This window comes from Nesterenkonia sphaerica (assembly GCF_005771565.1).
In the GTDB taxonomy this organism is placed as follows: domain Bacteria; phylum Actinomycetota; class Actinomycetes; order Actinomycetales; family Micrococcaceae; genus Nesterenkonia; species Nesterenkonia sphaerica.
Genome location: NZ_VAWA01000006.1, coordinates 100,247 through 117,211 on the forward strand (window position 1 = coordinate 100,247; position 16,965 = coordinate 117,211).

Genomic DNA, 16,965 nt, shown 5'->3' on the forward strand with positions numbered 1-16,965 from the left:
GATGCGCAACCCCCAGACCGTCGGCAGTCCTGCCCCCTCGGATATCTCGCAGCGTTACGGCGCTGCGCGCAGAGGCTTGTCGCCCCGAGCTCAGCGGGGGCTCATCGTCGGCGCTCTGCTGCTGGCGTTCGCCACTGCCGTCTGGTTCACCGTCAGCCTGAATATCGGGCGGTTGGAGTACCAGGATGTCGGCTACACGATCGTGTCGGATTCCCGCGCTGAGGTGGACTTCGAGGTGACCAAGGATTTTGAGGACACCGCCCAGTGCATGCTCCACGCCCTGGACGACTCCTACGCCATTGTGGGTGCGCGCATTGTGACCATTGGCCCCCATGAGGGCAGCAGCGAAGCCCAGCGCAGCCGGTACTACAGCGCCGAGCTGCGCACCGAGTACCGGGCTGTGACCGGAATTGTGGACTCCTGCTGGCTGGTGGACTGACACATCCGGCGCTGACCTGGCGTTCACAATGGGCGCAATCACGCCCAGATCGTTGAGATTCCGCTCAGACGTCCCTAGACTGTTTCACTACGCAACAACCCCGCCAGGTATGCCCCGGCGGGGTCTCTATTTAGGTAGCGGCCTGCAGAGCAGACCGACTAGCTGCAGATCAGAAGAGGAGACCACCGTGTCCGCACACACCACAGAAGTCGAGGGAAACGCTCAGTGGCTGTCGCAGGAGGCTTTCGACCGGCTGTCTGCCGAGCTCGATCAGCTCAAGGGCCCCGGTCGTCAGGAAGTCGTGGACCGCATCGCCTCAGCTCGCGAAGAAGGCGACCTGAAGGAGAACGGTGGGTACCACGCTGCCAAAGAGGAGCAGGGCAAGATTGAGGCCCGCATTGCCTACCTGTCCAAGCTGCTGGAGAACGCCAACGTCGGCGGCACTCCCCCGGACGACGGCGTCGTCGAGCCCGGGATGCTGGTGAAAGCCCGGGTCGCAGGGCGTGAGATGGAGTTCATCTTCGGCAACCGTGAGGTCGCCGGGGATACCGACCTAGCCGTGTACTCCGATGCCTCTCCGATGGGTGAAGCGATCAACGGAGCCCAGGAGGGCGACAAGGTGAGCTACACCGCGCCCAACGGTCAACAGATCGACGTCGAGGTCCTCTCCGCCCAGCCCTACACCGGCTAGCAGACGCCCTCAGTGCGTCACCAGCGGCTCGTACCCCTCGGCTCGTAGGGAATTCAGCACCAGCGCGGAGTGCTCAGTGCCTTTGGTCTCCATATTGATCACGATCGAGACATCTCCCATGGAGAGCTCACCGCCGATGCGGGAGTGATCCACTCCGATGACATTGGCGTCGGTGTCAGCGATGATCTTGGAGATGATGGCGAGTTCGCCGGGGCGGTCCTTGAGCATCAGCTTCACGGTCAGGAACCGGTCGGCGGCGGCAAGCCCATGCTGAATCACCCGCAGCATGAGCATGGGATCGATGTTCCCGCCGGAGAGCACCGCGACGACGCTCTTGGGATTGATGCCCAACTCCGCCAGTTTCCCCTCCATCAGTGCCGCGACTCCCACGGCTCCGGCGGGCTCGACGACCAGCTTGGAGCGTTCCAGGAGGAAAATCAGTGCTTTGGCGATGGCGTCCTCACTGACCGTGACGACGTCGTCGACGAGCTCTTTGATGATCTCGAACGGTATTTCGCCGGGCCTGCCCACCGCGATGCCGTCGGCGATGGTGCGCACGCCTTTGAGCGGGACCAGAGCATCCGCCGCCAGTGAGGGCGGATAGGCGGCGGCGTTCTCCGCCTGGACACCGATCAGCTTGATGGTCCGGCCCTCCCGGGCAGCTTGCTGCTTCAGCGCCACTGCGGCCCCAGCCAGCAGGCCTCCCCCTCCGATACCCATCAACACCGTGTCCACATCGGGCTGCTGCTCCAGGATCTCCAGGCCGATAGTCCCTTGGCCGGCGACCACATCGGTGTGGTTGAACGGGTGGATGAAGACCGCGCCCGACTCGTCGGAGAATCGTTGGGCTTCGACGAGGGCCTCGTCAACGTTGGAGCCGTGCAGGACCACCTCCGCTCCGTGGTCCCGGGTCGCGGCCAGTTTGGGAAGCGCCACGCCCCGGGGCATGAAGATGGTCGCTTGGACGCCGAGCTTCTTAGCGGCCAGCGCTACCCCTTGCGCGTGATTTCCCGCCGAAGCTGCGACCACGCCGCGGGCTTTCTGCTCATCGCTCAGCCGCGCCATGCGCACGTAGGCGCCGCGGACCTTGAAGGATCCGGCTCGCTGCAGGTTCTCTGCCTTCAGGTGCACCGTGGCCCCGAGCATCCTGCCCAGTGCCCGGGAATGCTCCATGGGAGTGTCGACGATGACCCCTTCGAGAAGCTCGCGCGCCGAGGTGATATCACTGAGCTGAACATTGAGCTCGCGGCCGGGTACGTGCAGTGAGTCCTGGTGGGTCATGTCGAGGGTGAGTCCTTGTCGGTGTCGGCAGCTGGGGTTCGGCGGTCACGGGAGGCCGGCACGGGGCTGGGTGGCGGCGTATCGGCGTCGTCCTCCTCAGTGCCTTTGCCGCGGCCGGGGCCGTGTTTGTGCGGGTCCAGCACAGGAAGGGTCTCAAAGATTCGCCGCTTGAGCGAGGCCGTGCTGGCCTGCTCCTCGGCCTCCAGCTGCTCCCGCTGGGCGGCTCGGCGCAGGGCCTCCTCCTTGACGGTGCGTTCCATGGCCAGGGCGTCGGCGTCGCCCCGCCATTCCTCCTTGTTGAGGTACTGGGTGGCGCGTTTGATGAAGGCCAGGACCGGCACGGCGAACAGCGCGCCGATCAGCCCGAGGAGCGTGGTGCCGGCGGTCACCGCGAGCACCACGGCCAGGGGGTGAAGCTTGACGGCCTTGCCCATGATGATCGGCTGGAGCACGTTTGACTCGATCTGCTGGACCAGGAGCACCACGCCCAGCATCAGCAGTGCGGTCATGAAGTCATGTGCCACCCAGGCCAGCAGCACTGCCACCGCACCAGTGACCACGGCACCGACCACGGGCACGAAGCCGCCGAAGAACACCAGCACCGCGATCGGCAGCGCCAGCGGCACATCGAGGATCAGGGCACCGATGTAGATCCCGAGCGCGTCGACGAAGGCGACGAACACCTGGACTCGCATGTAGGTGCCCACCGCGGTCCAACCCCTGCGACCGGCACCGTGGATTGCTGGACGGTGCTTGGCGGGAACGAAGACCACCATGAAGTCCCACAGCCGGCGGCCGTCGGCGAGGAAGAAAATAAGGGTGAACAGGACAAGAACGGTGCCGATGATGATGTTGCCGGCCACGGAGCCGACGCCGGCCGCGCCGGACATAATGGCGTCCGAATTCTCCTCGATCCAGTTCATCGCCTCTTCGAGACCCTGATTGAACTGCTCGGTGGAGATCTCTATGCCGAAGTTCCGCGCTATTTGGTCCGCCCAGTCAATCAGCTCGAAAATGCCGGTTTCCACCTGGCCGGCCATCTCCGCGAACCCGGAGACGATCTCGCTGCCGACGAGGTACAGAATGCCGAAGACCCCACCCATGAGCACAAGGATGGAGGTCATGGAAGCCAGGATCCGGGGGAACTTCAGCCTGCGGAACGTGTTGTGCAGCGGCCGCAGCAGGGAGGCCAGCAGCCCGGCGATCAGCAGCGGGATCAGCAGGAGCATCACATGGCTGAGCAGCCAGATGGTCACCCCGGCGGCAATCAGAATGATGATGATCCGCCAAGACCACTCCGCGGCGATGCGCACTCCCCAGGGGATGTCTTGGCGCAGGCGATTCTCGTCCGACTCTTTGGAATCAGCTGACGGCGTGTCCTCGTTCGGGGCTGCGAGGCCACCTGCAGCCGGGGGTTCGACCGCGTAGGTGGTGGCAGATTCCCCGGCTTTCTCTGGAGTGGGGCCGGTGCTCATGGGCTCCATCTTGTCACGGAACACCTGCCCGCAACGTCGTCACCTGCGCGAAAGGGCCCGCCACGCGTCGGTTGAACGCGCAACGGGCCCTGCGGCGGGTGTGCAGTGGCGTCAGCTCACTCCGTCATGGAGCGCAGGATGACAATCACCCGGAGGATTTCGATGTAGAGCCACACCAGGGAAACGGTGAGGCCGAATGCGGCCGCCCAGCCGTACTTCTGCTCCACGCCGGCGTCCACACCCTCCTGGATATTGGTGAAGTCAAGCACCAGGGAGTAGCTGGCCAGCAGGATGGCGAAGGCGCCGATCGCCACACCCAACCAGCCGGCGCGCATGCCGAACATTCCGATGTCGGTGAACAGCACCAGCCCGAAGTTCAGCAGGCTGAACACCGCGTAGGCGAGCAGCGCGGTGAAGAAGAACTTGGTGAGTTTGGGGGTGGCGCGGACCTTGCCGGACTTGAACAGCGCCAGCACGGTGCCGAAGACCACCAGGGTGGCGGTGACAGCCTGGACGGCGACTCCGGGGTAGGCCATTTCCAGGACCCAGGTGAGCGCGCCGAGGAAAAAGCCCTGGGCGGCGGAGTAGGCCAGAATCAGTGCAGGGTTCGGCTCCCGCCGGAATGCGTTGACCAGTCCCAGCACCAGACCGCCGAGCACGGCGATCAGCGCCAGGCCCATCACGATGCCGGGCATGATGCTGGCCAATGTGACCGCAGCACCGGCTCCGACCAGCAGCACCGCAAAGCTGGTGACGGTCTTCCGGATGACGTCGTCGTAGGTCATCGGTGTGCCTTCACGCCCTGCGTGCTCAGGCATGTCGTACTGCCGCTGCAGCTCCTCCGCCTTCGGCAGACCATGCTGCTGGGCGTAGGTCTTCTGCTGACGTTCTTCGCGCACGGTGCCGGCGCCGGAATCCATGTAGAACCGACGGCGCTTATCCGCATTGAACTGGTCTGGCATCGCCCCGGACTTGAAGACCGGGTTGCTCGAGCTGCCAAATTGCATAGCCATAGTGGTTGCGCTCTCCTTCATGGGGTACGTCATCAACGGCGGAGTTCTAGCCTGTGTCTATTCTACAAGCACGGGGGCACTCGCCACGCCCCGTGACGGGCCCGGGACGCTCAGACTTCCTCGATTCCGCGGGCATTGAGCGCACGCCCCGTGTTCCGCGCATGGTTCACCGCACCCAGCAGCAGCGGCACTGTGCGTGCGCGCAGGTCCCGCTCCAGGCCCCGTGCGCGGGCCTGCTGCCCGGCCAAGTGGAAGGTATCGGCCAGGTACGGGATGGACCGCAGGGTGATCAGCGCAGCCAGGGCGACCCGTCCCGGCCGCACTCCGAGAAACCGGAGCGGGGTAAGGATCCGGCGCAGGACTCCGACCAGTTCGGTGGGTTCGGTGGTGAGCATCAGCAGCTGGGCGGCCAGCAGGCAGGCCAGGATGCGGCTCAGCACCTCCGCGGTGGTGAAGAGGTCGTTGAGCATCAGCTGCAGCACCACCAACACCGTCAGCAGAAGCCACAGCCGCCGCACCAGGACCAGAATCATCCTCAGCGGCACCCGGGCCGCGCCGGCGGTTACCAGCACCAGCACGACGACGCCGAGACTCACCATGGGTTCGCGGATCAGCAGGACTGCCGCGGTGACTATCGCCAGCACGAGCACTTTGAGGCCGCCGGGGGCTCTGTGCAGGAAGCTCCGCCCCGGTGCTCTGCGGCCCAGCACCTGTTCACGCGGGCGCAGTCGGCGGGGGCGGCGGCGCGACCTCATACGGTGCTGTGCTGACGGTAGGTGCCGATCACGCGTTCCGGGGGCCCGTCGGCGACGATTCTGCCGCCTTGCACCAGCAGGGTGCGATCAGCCCGGGCGGCCAGGTCCAGATCATGGGTGGCGGTGATGGTGGTGATCTTCTGGCGCTGACCCAGCGCCTCCACCTGCTGGATGAAACGCCGGGCGTTGATCAGGTCCAGCAGAGTGGTGGGCTCATCGAGCAGCAGAATCCGCGGCTTCAGCACCAGGACGGTGGCCAGGGCCACCAGCTGCTGCTGTCCGGAGGACAGCTCCTGGGAGCTGCGGTCTGCCAGGTCTGCGATGCCGAGCTCGGTCAGACACTGCGTTGCTGCTGCGCGGCGGGCGGAGGAGTCGCGAACGGTGCGCCGCAGGGACAGCTCCACGTCCTCCAACGGGGTAGGCATGACCAGCTGGGCCGCGGGACTGGAGAAGACAAACCCCGCACTCTGGCGCACAGCTCGGCCGTGGTCCACCGTGTCGTGTCCGTCTACGCTGACGAAACCCTCCGTGGGCTCCACCAGCCCGTTGATCAGCTGCAGCAGCGTCGATTTCCCTCCGCCGTTGGGCCCGATCACGGTGATGCGCGGCTCGGTGAGCTGCAGCGCCGGGATGCTCAGCAGCAGGCGGTCTCCCGCCACCACCCGGACGCGGGTGAACTCAATGCCCGCCGCCTCGGTCATCCCCTGACCAGGATCCACGGAGCAGCCCGGTGAACCAGTGCGGCAGCACCGGCGGCCACCAGTGACTTCACTATGTCGCCGGGCCAGAAGACGACGTCGAACAGGAAGGCCTCCCCGAGGGTGACCTGCAGGTTGATGCTCATCCCGAGGATGCCCATGGGGTGGTTGACCAAGATGCTGCCGGCGATCGCGGCCAGGAACAGCAGCGGCACCCGCCAGCGCACCGGGCCGCGGCGCAGCACAGCGCGCGCAATGAAACCGGTGACCAGCGCCATCAGCGGGAAGGCCAGCAGATAGCCGGCCGAGGGTCCAGCCAGCACGCCGAAACCGCCGACAAACCCGGCAAAGATCGGCAGGCCCAGCAGGCCGAGGGCCACATACAGTCCGGCCGCTGCTGCCCCCCGCCAGGGTCCCAGGACGAGGCCTGCGAGCGAGACACCCAGCGTCTGCAGGGTGATGGGGACGCCGAAGTTTCCCACAGGTATGGGGGGGGCGAAGGCCAGCACCGCGATCAGTGCGGCGAAGACTCCGATGAGCGCGATGTCCTGAGCGGTGTTTCGCCCCGGGCGGCGCGGAGCAGTGCTCTCGACGGAAGGGGGCTCGACGGAAGGGCTCTCCGCGGCTGAATGGGACATGGGGCACCTTCCAGTGGCTGTACAGGGTGTGAGTGAGGGGCTAAGAGCACTTTAAGCCGTAATTGAACGGTGTTCAAATTAGCGGGTTCAAATTAGTGGGTTCAAATTACGGGGAAGACACGGTGTTCCGCACGCCGGCCAGCAGCGCGAGCAGGCCCCGCTCATAGCGCACGCTGGCTGCCGGGTCGGACTGGCCGAACAGCAGAGAGTTCTGCTCCACGGCCAGCGCTCCCAGCGCGTAGCGCATCAGTATTGCCGCGGTCTCCTCTGCCTCTGCAGGGGTGCAGCTGTGCAGCAGCAGGCCCGACCGCAGAGCGGGCACTGGCGGCAGTTCAGGGTCCAAGGAATAGGCGATGAGAATGAGGTCTCCACCGTCGGGCAGCGCGAGCACCAGTTGGCGCAGCCGCTGCAGGAGCGCCAGCGGCTCGTCGGTGACCTCGTGCAACGGCTCCAGCACCCGACGTGCTACCCGGCGCAGCATCTCCTGCTTATTCGGGACGTGGTAGTAGAGCGCTCCGGGGCGTACCCCGAGCTCCCCGGCGACTCGGCGCATCGACACATCTTGTACGCCGTACCGGGTCACCAACCCGTGGGCAGCTTCCACGATCTGCCCCGCCGTCAATGCCATACCCCCAGCATACGGCTGGTCGCCGTACCGGGCGCGCCGGAGCTCGGCGCCGTGGTCCCCCTACTGGGATTCGAACCCAGACTGTATCGATTTTAAGTCGACTGCCTCTGCCAGTTGGGCTATAGGGGGCGGGAGGAGGGCCGTGCGCTGCCGCCGGCCCTCCTGCCTCGCAGATCGGCGAAGGCTCAGCGCTTGACCTTCTCCTTGGTGCCTCCGGCTGCCTCGTAGAAGGCCCGGGTCGGGTTCTCCAGGTCCCGCAACGGGGTGACGTCGCGGCCGAAGATCAGCTCGTTGACCCAGCCGCCGGCTACGCGCACCTTACGTTCCAGGGTGGGGATGGCCATACCGTGGTACCCACGGTGGGCCGCCCAGGCGAGCATGCCCTTGACCTTGACGCCCATCGGGTTGCCGACTCCCTTGTAGAGGCCGAGCCCGGCCACCGCGCCCAGGGAGTCGTGCTTGTACTCGGCGATGCGACCGTCGCCGAAGCGTGCCGCGTAGAGGTTCTTGGCCAGGAGCTTGGCCTGACGCCAGGCGTGCTGGGCATTGGGGACGCAGAATCCGCCGGGTCCCGCACCGGTGAGGTCGGGGATGGCGGCGATATCGCCGGCGGTCCAGGCGCCGTCGATGACGTCGCCGTCCTCATTGAGGATCTGCAGGGTGGCTGAACCCGTGAGACGTCCGCGCTCGTCCACTGGGAACGAGGAGCTGCGCGCCACGGCGTTGGCCGCCACCCCGGCGGTCCACACCAGTGTGTCGGAGGCGAAGGTGTCCACAGTCGACTTGTCTGCCATCGCAATCAGGGTCAGCTCGCCGTCGACGGCGGAGCCCAACGAGGTGTTCAGCAGGACTTCGACGCCGCGGCCGCGCAGGTGCTCCACCACGCCGACCGCCTGGTCTTCGGTGACTTCCGGCATGATCCGCCCCATGGCCTCGACCAGGACGATGCGCACATCGGACTGCGACAGCCGGGGGTTCTGGCTCACGGCGGCGCGGATGATGTCCTCCATCTCCGCGACGCACTCGATGCCGGCGAATCCGCCGCCGACCACAGTGAAGGTCAGCGCGCGCCGCTTGGCGGTCTCATCGGTCATGACTGAGGCAGCTTCCAGACGCTCCAGAATGTGATTGCGCAGGCCCAGCGCTTCCTCAATGGTCTTCAGTCCAATGCCGTTCTCGGCCAGACCTTCGATGGGGAAGGTGCGGGTGGTGGCTCCGGCGGCCATCACGATGTCCTGGTACGGCACCTCGACGCTGTCGCCTTCACCCAGACCGATCATCGCCACTTTGGCACTGTGGTCCACTGAGGTGACTTTGCCGGTGATCACCTCCGTGTCCTTCAGGTGCCGGCGGTGGGGCACCACCGCGTGACGGGCTTCGATGTGTCCGCCGACCACCTCGGGCAGGAACGGCTGGTAGGTCATGTAGGGAAGCGGGTCGACCAGTGTGACGATCCCGCCAGCGGCCTTGACCTTCTTCTGCAGCTGCTGGGCGACCGTGAGGCCGACGTAACCGCCGCCTACGATGAGAATTCGGGGTTTTTCAGAGAGCTTCAGTGCCATGGGCTCCATCCTATATGGGTTTCGAACAGGGGCGATCGCGGTGGATTGTGCGGTGAATTTCGGGCACGGCCCCATTGCCGTGAGGGTGGTTCAGTTGTCGCGACGGGAGAAGAGGTGGACCGCGGCCAGGGTCATCAGCGCCACCAGAACCAGTGCGCTCACCCCGAGGGTGACCGGGCCTGCCCAGTCTTGGCTGGATCTGACCTCGGCGGCCTGCGGCAGGTCCCGGGGCTCACCCTCGGGGCCGGCCACGACGCCGGCGTCCTCGGGAATGCCCTCGGCGTCCTGGGTCTCGGCCTCCGAGCGGCGGTGGACCTGGATCCAGTCTTCCAGGGTGTCATAGTCGGCAGCGTTGAAGTCGGGCACACTGCCGTTGACTGCTGCGTCCACGTTGAGCACACCGTGACCGAATTCCGGGTCGATGCCCTCTGCCCCGGCGGAGTCTGCGGAGGTGAGCAGCCGATGCTTGACCTGCTGCGCAGAGAGCTCCGGGTGCGCCGCCATCACCAGTGCAGCAGCTCCGGCCACGATAGGAGTGGCCCCCGAAGTGCCGGTCCACGCGCCGTAGCCCCCCTCGGGGAGCGCACCGACCAGAGGCTCAGCAGCTGCCGCGATGTCCACGGCAATGCCCTGGGAGGAGGACTCCTGGCTGATGTCTCGGTCCTGGTTCACCCCCGCCACGGTGAGCACGCCGGGGATGGTGGCCGGCGCCCCGACCGACCAGTGCCCGGCCGCCCGGTTCCCCGCTGCCGCGATGACCAGAACGTCATTCTGCTCGGCGTGCAGAAACGCCTCGTCCCAACTTTCCGGCCAGTCCTGGGTCCCGGAACCGATAGACATGTTGATGATGTCTGCCCCATTGTCCACCGCCCACCGTACGGCTTGGGCGATCTGGTCGTCTGTACTCGGTCCGTGGGGGTTGGGGTCCTCCAACACCAGGGAGACGGAGAGCAGATCCGCCTCGGGGGCGACGCCCACCACACCGGCGGGGCGTTCTGGCCACGGCAGTGACTCGGGGTCCAGAGCCTCGGAGTCGTCCTCCTCAGCCTCCTCCATACCCGGAAAGACGCGGGTCTCGTAGAACTCGTCGAGGACGTCCTCGTCGACTTCGTCCTCCCAGTCCTCGCCGTAGATCTCCTCCAGATCGGCTAGGAAGTCGTCGAACCAGTCATCCCATTCCTCGTCGGACAGATCGTCGAAGTCCTCCGGCTCCATCTCCTGGGGGAGCTCCTCGCCGCGTCCTGCGGCCAGAGAAGCCACCAGCGTGCCGTGTTCGGTATTGGTCTGCGCCACCGGGCCTCCGCTGCCGTCCCCTCCCCCGGAGACGTCGGTGCCGCCGACCGTGGCGCCCTCGAGTGCGGGGTGGCCGCCGTCGACTCCGGTGTCGATCACTGCAATGGTGACACCCTCGCCGTGGGTGGTCTCCCATGCCTCAGTGACCCCGTAGTCCTCCAGCCAGAACTGTTCGCCGCGGGTGCCCTGCCCGTAGGCCGGCGCAGCGAACAGCTGCGCGACGAGAAGCCCGACGACGCCGGCCGAGCAGACTCTGCGCCCTAACCGGCTCAACTGGTGACCTCCTGATCGGCCGCGACGTCGCGGGCCAGGGACATGGCCAGCCCGTCGAGTATGTCGTGCTCGGAGGCGATGGCTGAAGTCACCCGGCCTTGGGTGATCTTGTTCAGGTAGTCCAGGATGGTGCCCCAGATCAGCGCGCCGGCTCCGATGACGTCCACCCGTCCGGGGTGCATGAACGGCATCGCTGCGCGCTGCTCCCGGGTGCTGTGCACCAGCTGGTCCACTGACTGGTGCAGGGCGTCCAAGGACAGTTCGGTGCCATGGATGGTCTCGGCGTCGTAATCCTCCAGTTTCAACGCATGCGCGGTCACGGTGGTGACCGTGCCAGCGACGCCGATGACTGTTTCGGTCTCATGCAGGGGCATCACCTGCGCCACGTCTTCGAGGAAGCTCAGGGTCTCGAAGGCTGCCATGGAGCACTCAGTCTCCGCCGGGGGGTCGGTGCGCATATGGCGTTCGGTGAACCGCACGCAGCCCATATCCGTGGAGGTGGCATGCTCAGCGCCGTGGCAGGTGCCGAGCACGAACTCGGTGGACCCCCCTCCCAGGTCGACGACCAGAACCTTGCGGGAGGAGTCCCAGTCCAGGACGGAGGCTGCCCCTGCGAAGGACAGCCCAGCCTCCTCGGAGCCGCGGATGACTTCCGGTGTGACGCCGAGCCTGGATTCGACACCCGCGATGAACTCCTCACGGTTGCCCACGTCCCGAGAGGCTGAGGTGGCCACGAACCGGACTGCCTGGGCGCGGTGGTGGCGGATGAGTGCGGCATAGTCATCAACCGCTGCGAAGGTCCGCTGCAGCGCCTCTGCGGAGAACTCTCCGGTCTGATCGACGCCTTCGCCCAGCCGCACCACAGTCATGCGCCGCACCACCTCAGTCAGGGCGCCGCTGCCGGGGAGGTCAACATCGGCGATGAGCAGGCGGATGGAGTTGGTGCCACAGTCGATAGCGGCAACTCTCATGAAGCTTCTCTTTCCTTGAGACGGCGCACGTGGCGTGAGAGGTCTGCGACAGGGACCTCCGCACTGTGGTCCCAGGCAGTCTCACATGTGCAGGTCTCTGCGGTCCATTCGGTGCTGATCCGTTCCAGCGTCTGATCCCCCAAGGGGTTGACCCCTGGCCCCGCTGCCAGGGCGTGCCCGGTGAGCACGTGCAGGCACTTCACCCGCGTGGGCATGCCCCCGGCGGAGATGCCCTCGATCTCCCAGACCGGTTCGAGGTTCGCCAGGTTCCGGATCCGTTCGCGTTCGGCCAGGTAGTGCTCGTGGGCCTGCCGATACTGCTGCGCCAACAGTGGATCGTCGTGGAGCTGCTGGGTCATCTCCGCCATCACACCGGCTGCCTCGAGTCGGGAGACCGCCGCAGTCGCGGTGGGATGGGTGAGGTAGAACGTGGTGGGGAACGGGATGCCGTTGGAGAGCCGGGGCGCGGTGGCAGCCACCAGCGGGCTGCCACAGACGCACCGGGCGGGAATTTCGACGACGTCGCGCACTGGCCTGCCCAGCTGCAGGCTCAGCGTGTCAAGGTCCTGCTGGGTCGGAACGGAGGAGGGGACGGGTGCGCGGTTCACAGCACACCACTTTACTGCTCAGCGGATTCGATGACCGATTCCCATAGCTCGTCGGCCCAGTCTCCGTCCTCGGCGATGTCCTCGGCTGAGTCCGTCTCGACTTCCACAGTGCCCAGATCCCCGATCACGTGGTACCTGCGTTCTCCCGGGACCATGAGGTTGATCCGTTCCCGCGCCTGGCGCTGGACGAACTGGGGATCATCCCAACGGGCCAGCTCCGAGTAGAGCTCCTCCTGCAGCTGCTGCTCCTGGGCGATCTGCGTGGCGAGCTCGCTGAGCTCCGCGCGCTGCTGCATGTAGGTGCGCACCGTCGGCACCAGGAAGGAGATCACCACCAGGGTGACGATCGTCAGCACGATCATGCGTCCGGAGAACGTCCGTTCCGGGACCAGGGTCCGAGCCGAGACGGGGGTGGTGGTCGAGGGCCGCTGGGCGTGCTGCTGAGGACGGTCGGCGCGGCGTGCCCGGCGAGCGGTGATCTCGTCAGGAGTGCGGATCTCGCCGGAGACCTGTTCGCGCTCCTGCAGGCGCCGGGCCCGTGCGCGTTCTGCACGTGACTGTGCCCGGCGCTGGCTGCTGGTGGCGCGGGATTTTGGTGCAGCGGCGGATGCTTTGGAGCTGCGTGCGTGTCGGGGCACGGCCGTCACCGCCTTGAACTAGGTGTGTCTCGCCGGTTCAGCCGCGGATGGCCAGAACCGGCGAGCACACCACTGATGGGAAGCGTTGTTACAGGACATCAGCGTACTGGCGGGGCAGTATATGCGGACCCTAGGACACGCTGAGGATCGCAGAATCTTCCGAAGGTCTCCCCGGCACGAGGTGCCCACTGCTGCCTCCGCTCAGTGGCCGAATATGCCGACCCAGCGGTACATGTGCCGCCTGCAGACCGGCATATTCGGCCACTGAAGGGGAAGGTGGGAGCACAGACCCAGCGCGCGGGCTGGGCCGACGCGTGAGGTGGGCTTCCGCGCGGGGTGAGGGCGGACGCGTTAGGAGGCGGTGAAACGCGGGAAGGCGGAGGCGCCTGCGAACCGCGCGGCGTCGCCGAGCTCCTCTTCGATGCGCAGCAGCTGGTTGTACTTGGCCACCCGCTCCGAACGCGCTGGCGCACCCGTCTTGATCTGCCCGGCGTTGACCGCCACCGCGATGTCAGCGATCGTGGTGTCTTCGGTCTCGCCGGAGCGGTGACTGATCATGGTGGTGTACAGACTGCGCTGGGCCAGCGAGATGGCCTCCAGCGTCTCAGTCAGCGAACCGATCTGATTGACCTTCACCAGCAGGGAGTTCGCGGTGCCGCTGTCGATACCTTTGGCCAGGCGCTCCGGGTTGGTGACGAAGAGGTCGTCGCCAACCAATTGGACCTGCGCCCCGATGGTCTCGGTCAGCGTCTTCCACCCTGCCCAGTCGTCCTCATCCAGCGGGTCCTCGATGGAGACCAGCGGATAGGACTCCACCAGCTCCTGGTAGTACTTACTCATCTGCTCCGGAGTCTTCTGCTCACCCTCAAAGGTGTAGGCGCCATCGGCATAGAACTCCGTGGCGGCAACATCAAGGGCCAGCGCGATGTCCGTGCCCGGGGTGTAGCCGGCCCGCTGGATGGCCTCGGTGATGAGGTCCAGTGCGGCACGGTTCGACGGCAGGTCGGGCGCGAAGCCGCCTTCGTCGCCCAGCCCGGTGGAGAGGCCCTTCTCCTTGAGCAGTCCCTTGAGCGCATGGTAGACCTCCACGCCGGAGCGCAGTGCCTCGGAGAATGTCGCCGCACCGATCGGTGCGATCATGAACTCCTGGATGTCCACGTTGGAGTCCGCGTGCGAGCCGCCGTTGAGGATGTTCATCATCGGCACCGGCAGCAGATGGGCGTTGGGACCGCCGAGGTACTTGTACAGCGGGAGGTCCGAGGCGTCGGCGGCGGCCTTCGCCACCGCCAGTGACACACCCAGGATGGCGTTGGCGCCCAGGCTGGCCTTGTTCTCGGTGCCGTCGAGGTCCAGCAGCACCTGGTCGATGGACCGCTGCTCCGTGGCGTCGAGGCCTTCCAGTGCCGGGGCGATGACTTCATTGACCGCCTTCACGGCCTCGGTGACCCCCTTGCCCAGGTAGCGCTCCGTGTCCCCGTCGCGCCGTTCCACCGCTTCGAACGCACCGGTGGAGGCTCCGGAGGGAACAACAGCTTGGCCGAAGCTCCCGTCGTCGAGCAGGACGTCGACCTCCACCGTGGGGTTGCCGCGGGAGTCGAGGATTTCGCGGCCGAAGACGCTAGCGATCAGGGACATGGGTTCTCCTTGCATGACAGGGATGTTGAGGGCTTCGGTCACCATTGACTGAGCACCAGCCTAGTCGAGTTCGGCCTTCTCCTGGGCTTTGATCCTGTCCCATGCGGCGTCGATCTCCGCCACGGTCGACTCCTGCGGGTTCAGCCGCCCGTCCGGTTCGAAGACATGGGGATTGCGCCGGATGAGCTTGGCGCAGATCGCCTCTGCCACATCGTCGAGGGTGAACTCGCCGCGCTCTTCGGCGATCGCCGAGTGCAGCACCACCTGGAGCAGGATGTCGCCGAGCTCCTTGCGCAGCGGCTCCCCGACGATTCCCGCCTCGATCTCCTCAGCGACCTCCTGGGCCTCTTCCAACAGGTAGGGGGTCAGCGCCCGGTGGTCCAGCTGCGCGGTCCAGGGGCAGTGCTCGCGCAGCTGGGCGATGATGTCGCCCAGCTGCTCCATATGCGGGAGGGTGGTCACTGCCAGGCCTCGAGAATGTGCGCGGCCAACACCTCGCGCTCCTCATATCCCAGGAAGCTGGCCTCAATGGCGTTGATCTGGAAATCGGCCAGCTCGGCCAATCCGTAGTCGAACGCCTCCGCCAGCGCGGCGAGCTCTCCGGTGAGTGTGACCCCGGAGACCAGCCGGTTGTCCGTGTTGACCCCGACGTTGAACCCCAGCTGGTAGAGCATGTCGAAGGGGTGGTGGGCCAGCTCTGCCTCGGTCTTGCCAGTCAGGGCGGACACGGCCCCGGTTTGGAGGTTGGACGTGGGAGAGGTCTCCAAGTGAATCTGCCGGTCCCTGACCCAGGTGGCGACTGGGCCCAGCTCCACCTCGATGAGGTCCTCGCCGCCGTCGCCGATCTTCGAACGCGACTCCGGCCCGGAGGTCAGTGTGATGTCCTCGGCTACTCGGATGCCGTGGCCCAGCCGCTGAGCACGTCCGTCCACCAGGGCACCGCGCACGGATTCGAGCCCGTCGGCCTCTCCGGCGTGCACGGTGGCCGGGAGCATCTGCTCAGCCAGCCGGGTGAAGCTCGCGGCAAAGCGCGACGGCGGGAATCCCGCCTCAGGTCCGGCGATGTCGAAGCCCACCACCCCCGCATCCCGATGCCGCAGCGCCAGCTCCACGATCTCTTCGGCGTGGTCAGCCTGGCGCATGGCGGAGATCAGCTGTCCCACGGCGATCACACCGTCGTTGGCCTCGACTGCCTCCACGCCGTCGTTAAGTCCGGCTTGGACTGCTTCGACAGTCTCATCGAGGGTCAGTCCGCCGGCCAGATGCTGCTCCGGCGCCCAGCGGACTTCGGAGTAGACCACGCCGTCGGCGGCCAGATCCTCCACGTACTCCCGCGCCACGCGGCGCAGATTCTCCGCCGACTGCATCACCGCGGTGGTGTGCGCAAAAGCCTCCAGGTACTTGACCAGATCTCCGGAGTTGGCATTGGTGCGGAAGATCTCCTGCAGCGCCTCGGGGTCGGCGGTGGGCAGCTCGTGGCCGACTTCGGCGGCGAGATCGATCAGGGTCTGCGGACGCAGCGACCCGTCCAGATGATCGTGGAGGGAAACTTTTGGTAGGGCCCGCAGCTGGGCTTGGAAACCGTCGAGTGTGCTCATGGCCCTAGCCTACCGGTGGGCTCCGCCGCTCAGGAGGCGTCGTCGTCATGTCTGGGATTCCGGGGGCGGCGGCGCAGGTGAATGGGCGGCTCCACCGGGACCTCACCGATGTCTTGGTACCCCTCGGGGTCCAAGTGGTAGCCGCGGCGGTCCAGCCAGGCGGTGAAGAGTTTGAACAGCCGCTCACTGATCCAGCCCAGGACGATCGCGACCCCGATGCCCACCGCCATGGCGATGAGCATGTTTCCGATCAGCGCTTCGCCGATCATCCCCAGTCCGGTCAGCCAGCCGGCCCACAGCAGCGAGGCGGCACCGTCGATGAGCAGGAATCGGCGCAGCGAAAACTGCGTGGAGCCGGCCACGAAATTGATAGCGACCCTGGCGCCGGGAATGAACCGGCCGACGAAGATCAGCAGCACCCCGCGCTTGTCGAGTTCGTGTCGGGCCCAGACCAGGGTCTTCTGGGGGGTGGGCTGGCGCATCCATTCAAACCGGTGGGTGCCGATCCAGCGGCCGAGGTTCCAGGCGATGAAGTCGCCCAACACAGCGCCGCCGGCGGCGACCAGGACTACCCACATCCAGTGCGGGGTGCCCGGGGAATCCTGCACGGACCCCAGTCCGACCACCAACGCGTCCGAGGGCAGCACCGGAAAGACTCCGTCGCCTACGCAGAAGACGAACAGTCCGATCAGGGTCCACCACCCTGAGGCTGCGGTGAGGATCAGCTCATTGAGCTGATCGAGCAGGTCGCCGAGTCCCATGCCGCAGG

General features: G+C 66.3%; 18 protein-coding genes and 1 tRNA gene. 2 read left to right on the plus strand and 17 right to left on the minus strand.

From position 1 onward, the window contains the following. Position 1 precedes the first annotated feature (1 nt). Together FEF27_RS06375 and greA are read left to right on the plus strand one after the other, a co-directional pair. Positions 2–439: a DUF4307 domain-containing protein gene (locus FEF27_RS06375; RefSeq protein WP_138170012.1), complete on the plus strand. Its 438-nt coding sequence runs from the start codon at positions 2–4 to the stop codon at positions 437–439. A 187-nt stretch (positions 440–626) separates the two neighbouring features. Beyond that, positions 627–1,130, plus strand: a complete 504-nt coding sequence (gene greA / locus FEF27_RS06380) for a transcription elongation factor GreA (RefSeq protein WP_243729120.1) — start codon at positions 627–629, stop codon at positions 1,128–1,130. Between the two features lie 9 nt (positions 1,131–1,139). Here the strand turns inward: greA and ilvA are convergent, their stop codons facing one another. The 17 genes from ilvA to FEF27_RS06470 form a co-directional block, all read right to left on the minus strand. Further along, entirely contained in the window at positions 1,140–2,411 is a 1,272-nt protein-coding gene (gene ilvA / locus FEF27_RS06385; protein WP_138170014.1) for a threonine ammonia-lyase, read from the minus strand. Continuing rightward, entirely contained in the window at positions 2,408–3,886 is a 1,479-nt protein-coding gene (locus FEF27_RS06390; protein ID WP_138170015.1) for an AI-2E family transporter, read from the minus strand. The genes ilvA and FEF27_RS06390 overlap by 4 nt, the downstream gene beginning before the upstream one ends. A gap of 116 nt (positions 3,887–4,002) precedes the next feature. Then, positions 4,003–4,899, minus strand: a complete 897-nt coding sequence (locus tag FEF27_RS06395; protein ID WP_243729121.1) for a Bax inhibitor-1/YccA family protein — start codon at positions 4,897–4,899, stop codon at positions 4,003–4,005. A gap of 110 nt (positions 4,900–5,009) precedes the next feature. Beyond that, positions 5,010–5,654 carry a CbiQ family ECF transporter T component gene (locus FEF27_RS06400; RefSeq protein ID WP_138170016.1) on the minus strand — a complete coding sequence of 215 codons (645 nt, stop codon included), beginning with the start codon at positions 5,652–5,654 and terminating at the stop codon, positions 5,010–5,012. Beyond that, a complete protein-coding gene (locus FEF27_RS06405) occupies positions 5,651–6,355 on the minus strand; it encodes an energy-coupling factor ABC transporter ATP-binding protein (protein WP_138170017.1) in 705 nt (234 codons plus the stop codon). The genes FEF27_RS06400 and FEF27_RS06405 overlap by 4 nt, the downstream gene beginning before the upstream one ends. Further along, positions 6,352–6,990, minus strand: coding sequence for a biotin transporter BioY (locus tag FEF27_RS06410; RefSeq protein WP_138170018.1), 639 nt, complete (start codon positions 6,988–6,990; stop codon positions 6,352–6,354). The genes FEF27_RS06405 and FEF27_RS06410 overlap by 4 nt, the downstream gene beginning before the upstream one ends. Before the next feature lie 106 nt (positions 6,991–7,096). Continuing rightward, entirely contained in the window at positions 7,097–7,618 is a 522-nt protein-coding gene (locus tag FEF27_RS06415) for a TetR/AcrR family transcriptional regulator (protein WP_138170019.1), read from the minus strand. Between the two features lie 52 nt (positions 7,619–7,670). After that, a tRNA-Leu gene (locus FEF27_RS06420) sits at positions 7,671–7,747 on the minus strand. A gap of 56 nt (positions 7,748–7,803) precedes the next feature. Further along, positions 7,804–9,180, minus strand: a complete 1,377-nt coding sequence (locus tag FEF27_RS06425; protein WP_138170020.1) for an NAD(P)/FAD-dependent oxidoreductase — start codon at positions 9,178–9,180, stop codon at positions 7,804–7,806. Between the two features lie 90 nt (positions 9,181–9,270). Beyond that, positions 9,271–10,746: a S8 family peptidase gene (locus tag FEF27_RS06430; protein ID WP_243729122.1), complete on the minus strand. Its 1,476-nt coding sequence runs from the start codon at positions 10,744–10,746 to the stop codon at positions 9,271–9,273. Further along, complete coding sequence (locus FEF27_RS06440) at positions 10,743–11,717, minus strand: Ppx/GppA phosphatase family protein (RefSeq protein ID WP_138170021.1); 975 nt, start codon at positions 11,715–11,717, stop codon at positions 10,743–10,745. The genes FEF27_RS06430 and FEF27_RS06440 overlap by 4 nt, the downstream gene beginning before the upstream one ends. Beyond that, positions 11,714–12,325, minus strand: a complete 612-nt coding sequence (locus FEF27_RS06445; RefSeq protein WP_138170022.1) for a DUF501 domain-containing protein — start codon at positions 12,323–12,325, stop codon at positions 11,714–11,716. The genes FEF27_RS06440 and FEF27_RS06445 overlap by 4 nt, the downstream gene beginning before the upstream one ends. Positions 12,326–12,336: 11 nt before the next feature. Next, positions 12,337–12,963, minus strand: coding sequence for an FtsB family cell division protein (locus FEF27_RS06450; protein ID WP_138170023.1), 627 nt, complete (start codon positions 12,961–12,963; stop codon positions 12,337–12,339). Between the two features lie 351 nt (positions 12,964–13,314). Continuing rightward, positions 13,315–14,598, minus strand: a complete 1,284-nt coding sequence (eno, locus tag FEF27_RS06455; RefSeq protein ID WP_138170024.1) for a phosphopyruvate hydratase — start codon at positions 14,596–14,598, stop codon at positions 13,315–13,317. A 60-nt stretch (positions 14,599–14,658) separates the two neighbouring features. Further along, complete coding sequence (locus tag FEF27_RS06460) at positions 14,659–15,060, minus strand: MazG nucleotide pyrophosphohydrolase domain-containing protein (RefSeq protein WP_243729123.1); 402 nt, start codon at positions 15,058–15,060, stop codon at positions 14,659–14,661. Continuing rightward, positions 15,057–16,196: an adenosine deaminase gene (locus FEF27_RS06465; RefSeq protein ID WP_138170025.1), complete on the minus strand. Its 1,140-nt coding sequence runs from the start codon at positions 16,194–16,196 to the stop codon at positions 15,057–15,059. The genes FEF27_RS06460 and FEF27_RS06465 overlap by 4 nt, the downstream gene beginning before the upstream one ends. A 29-nt stretch (positions 16,197–16,225) precedes the next feature. Next, positions 16,226–16,957, minus strand: coding sequence for a DedA family protein (locus FEF27_RS06470; RefSeq protein WP_138170026.1), 732 nt, complete (start codon positions 16,955–16,957; stop codon positions 16,226–16,228). Positions 16,958–16,965: the final 8 nt, after the last annotated feature.

What these genes read in the sequence shown, in the direction of transcription:
- FEF27_RS06375 (WP_138170012.1), top strand. Translation starts at nt 2, where the DNA reads ATGCGCAACCCCCAGACCGTCGGCAGTCCTGCCCCCTCGGATATCTCG.
- ilvA (WP_138170014.1), bottom strand. Translation starts at nt 2,411, where the DNA reads ATGACCCACCAGGACTCACTGCACGTACCCGGCCGCGAGCTCAATGTT.
- FEF27_RS06390 (WP_138170015.1), bottom strand. Translation starts at nt 3,886, where the DNA reads ATGAGCACCGGCCCCACTCCAGAGAAAGCCGGGGAATCTGCCACCACC.
- FEF27_RS06395 (WP_243729121.1), bottom strand. Translation starts at nt 4,899, where the DNA reads ATGGCTATGCAATTTGGCAGCTCGAGCAACCCGGTCTTCAAGTCCGGG.
- FEF27_RS06400 (WP_138170016.1), bottom strand. Translation starts at nt 5,654, where the DNA reads ATGAGGTCGCGCCGCCGCCCCCGCCGACTGCGCCCGCGTGAACAGGTG.
- FEF27_RS06405 (WP_138170017.1), bottom strand. Translation starts at nt 6,355, where the DNA reads ATGACCGAGGCGGCGGGCATTGAGTTCACCCGCGTCCGGGTGGTGGCG.
- FEF27_RS06410 (WP_138170018.1), bottom strand. Translation starts at nt 6,990, where the DNA reads ATGTCCCATTCAGCCGCGGAGAGCCCTTCCGTCGAGCCCCCTTCCGTC.
- FEF27_RS06415 (WP_138170019.1), bottom strand. Translation starts at nt 7,618, where the DNA reads ATGGCATTGACGGCGGGGCAGATCGTGGAAGCTGCCCACGGGTTGGTG.
- FEF27_RS06425 (WP_138170020.1), bottom strand. Translation starts at nt 9,180, where the DNA reads ATGGCACTGAAGCTCTCTGAAAAACCCCGAATTCTCATCGTAGGCGGC.
- FEF27_RS06440 (WP_138170021.1), bottom strand. Translation starts at nt 11,717, where the DNA reads ATGAGAGTTGCCGCTATCGACTGTGGCACCAACTCCATCCGCCTGCTC.
- eno (WP_138170024.1), bottom strand. Translation starts at nt 14,598, where the DNA reads ATGTCCCTGATCGCTAGCGTCTTCGGCCGCGAAATCCTCGACTCCCGC.
- FEF27_RS06465 (WP_138170025.1), bottom strand. Translation starts at nt 16,196, where the DNA reads ATGAGCACACTCGACGGTTTCCAAGCCCAGCTGCGGGCCCTACCAAAA.
- FEF27_RS06470 (WP_138170026.1), bottom strand. Translation starts at nt 16,957, where the DNA reads ATGGGACTCGGCGACCTGCTCGATCAGCTCAATGAGCTGATCCTCACC.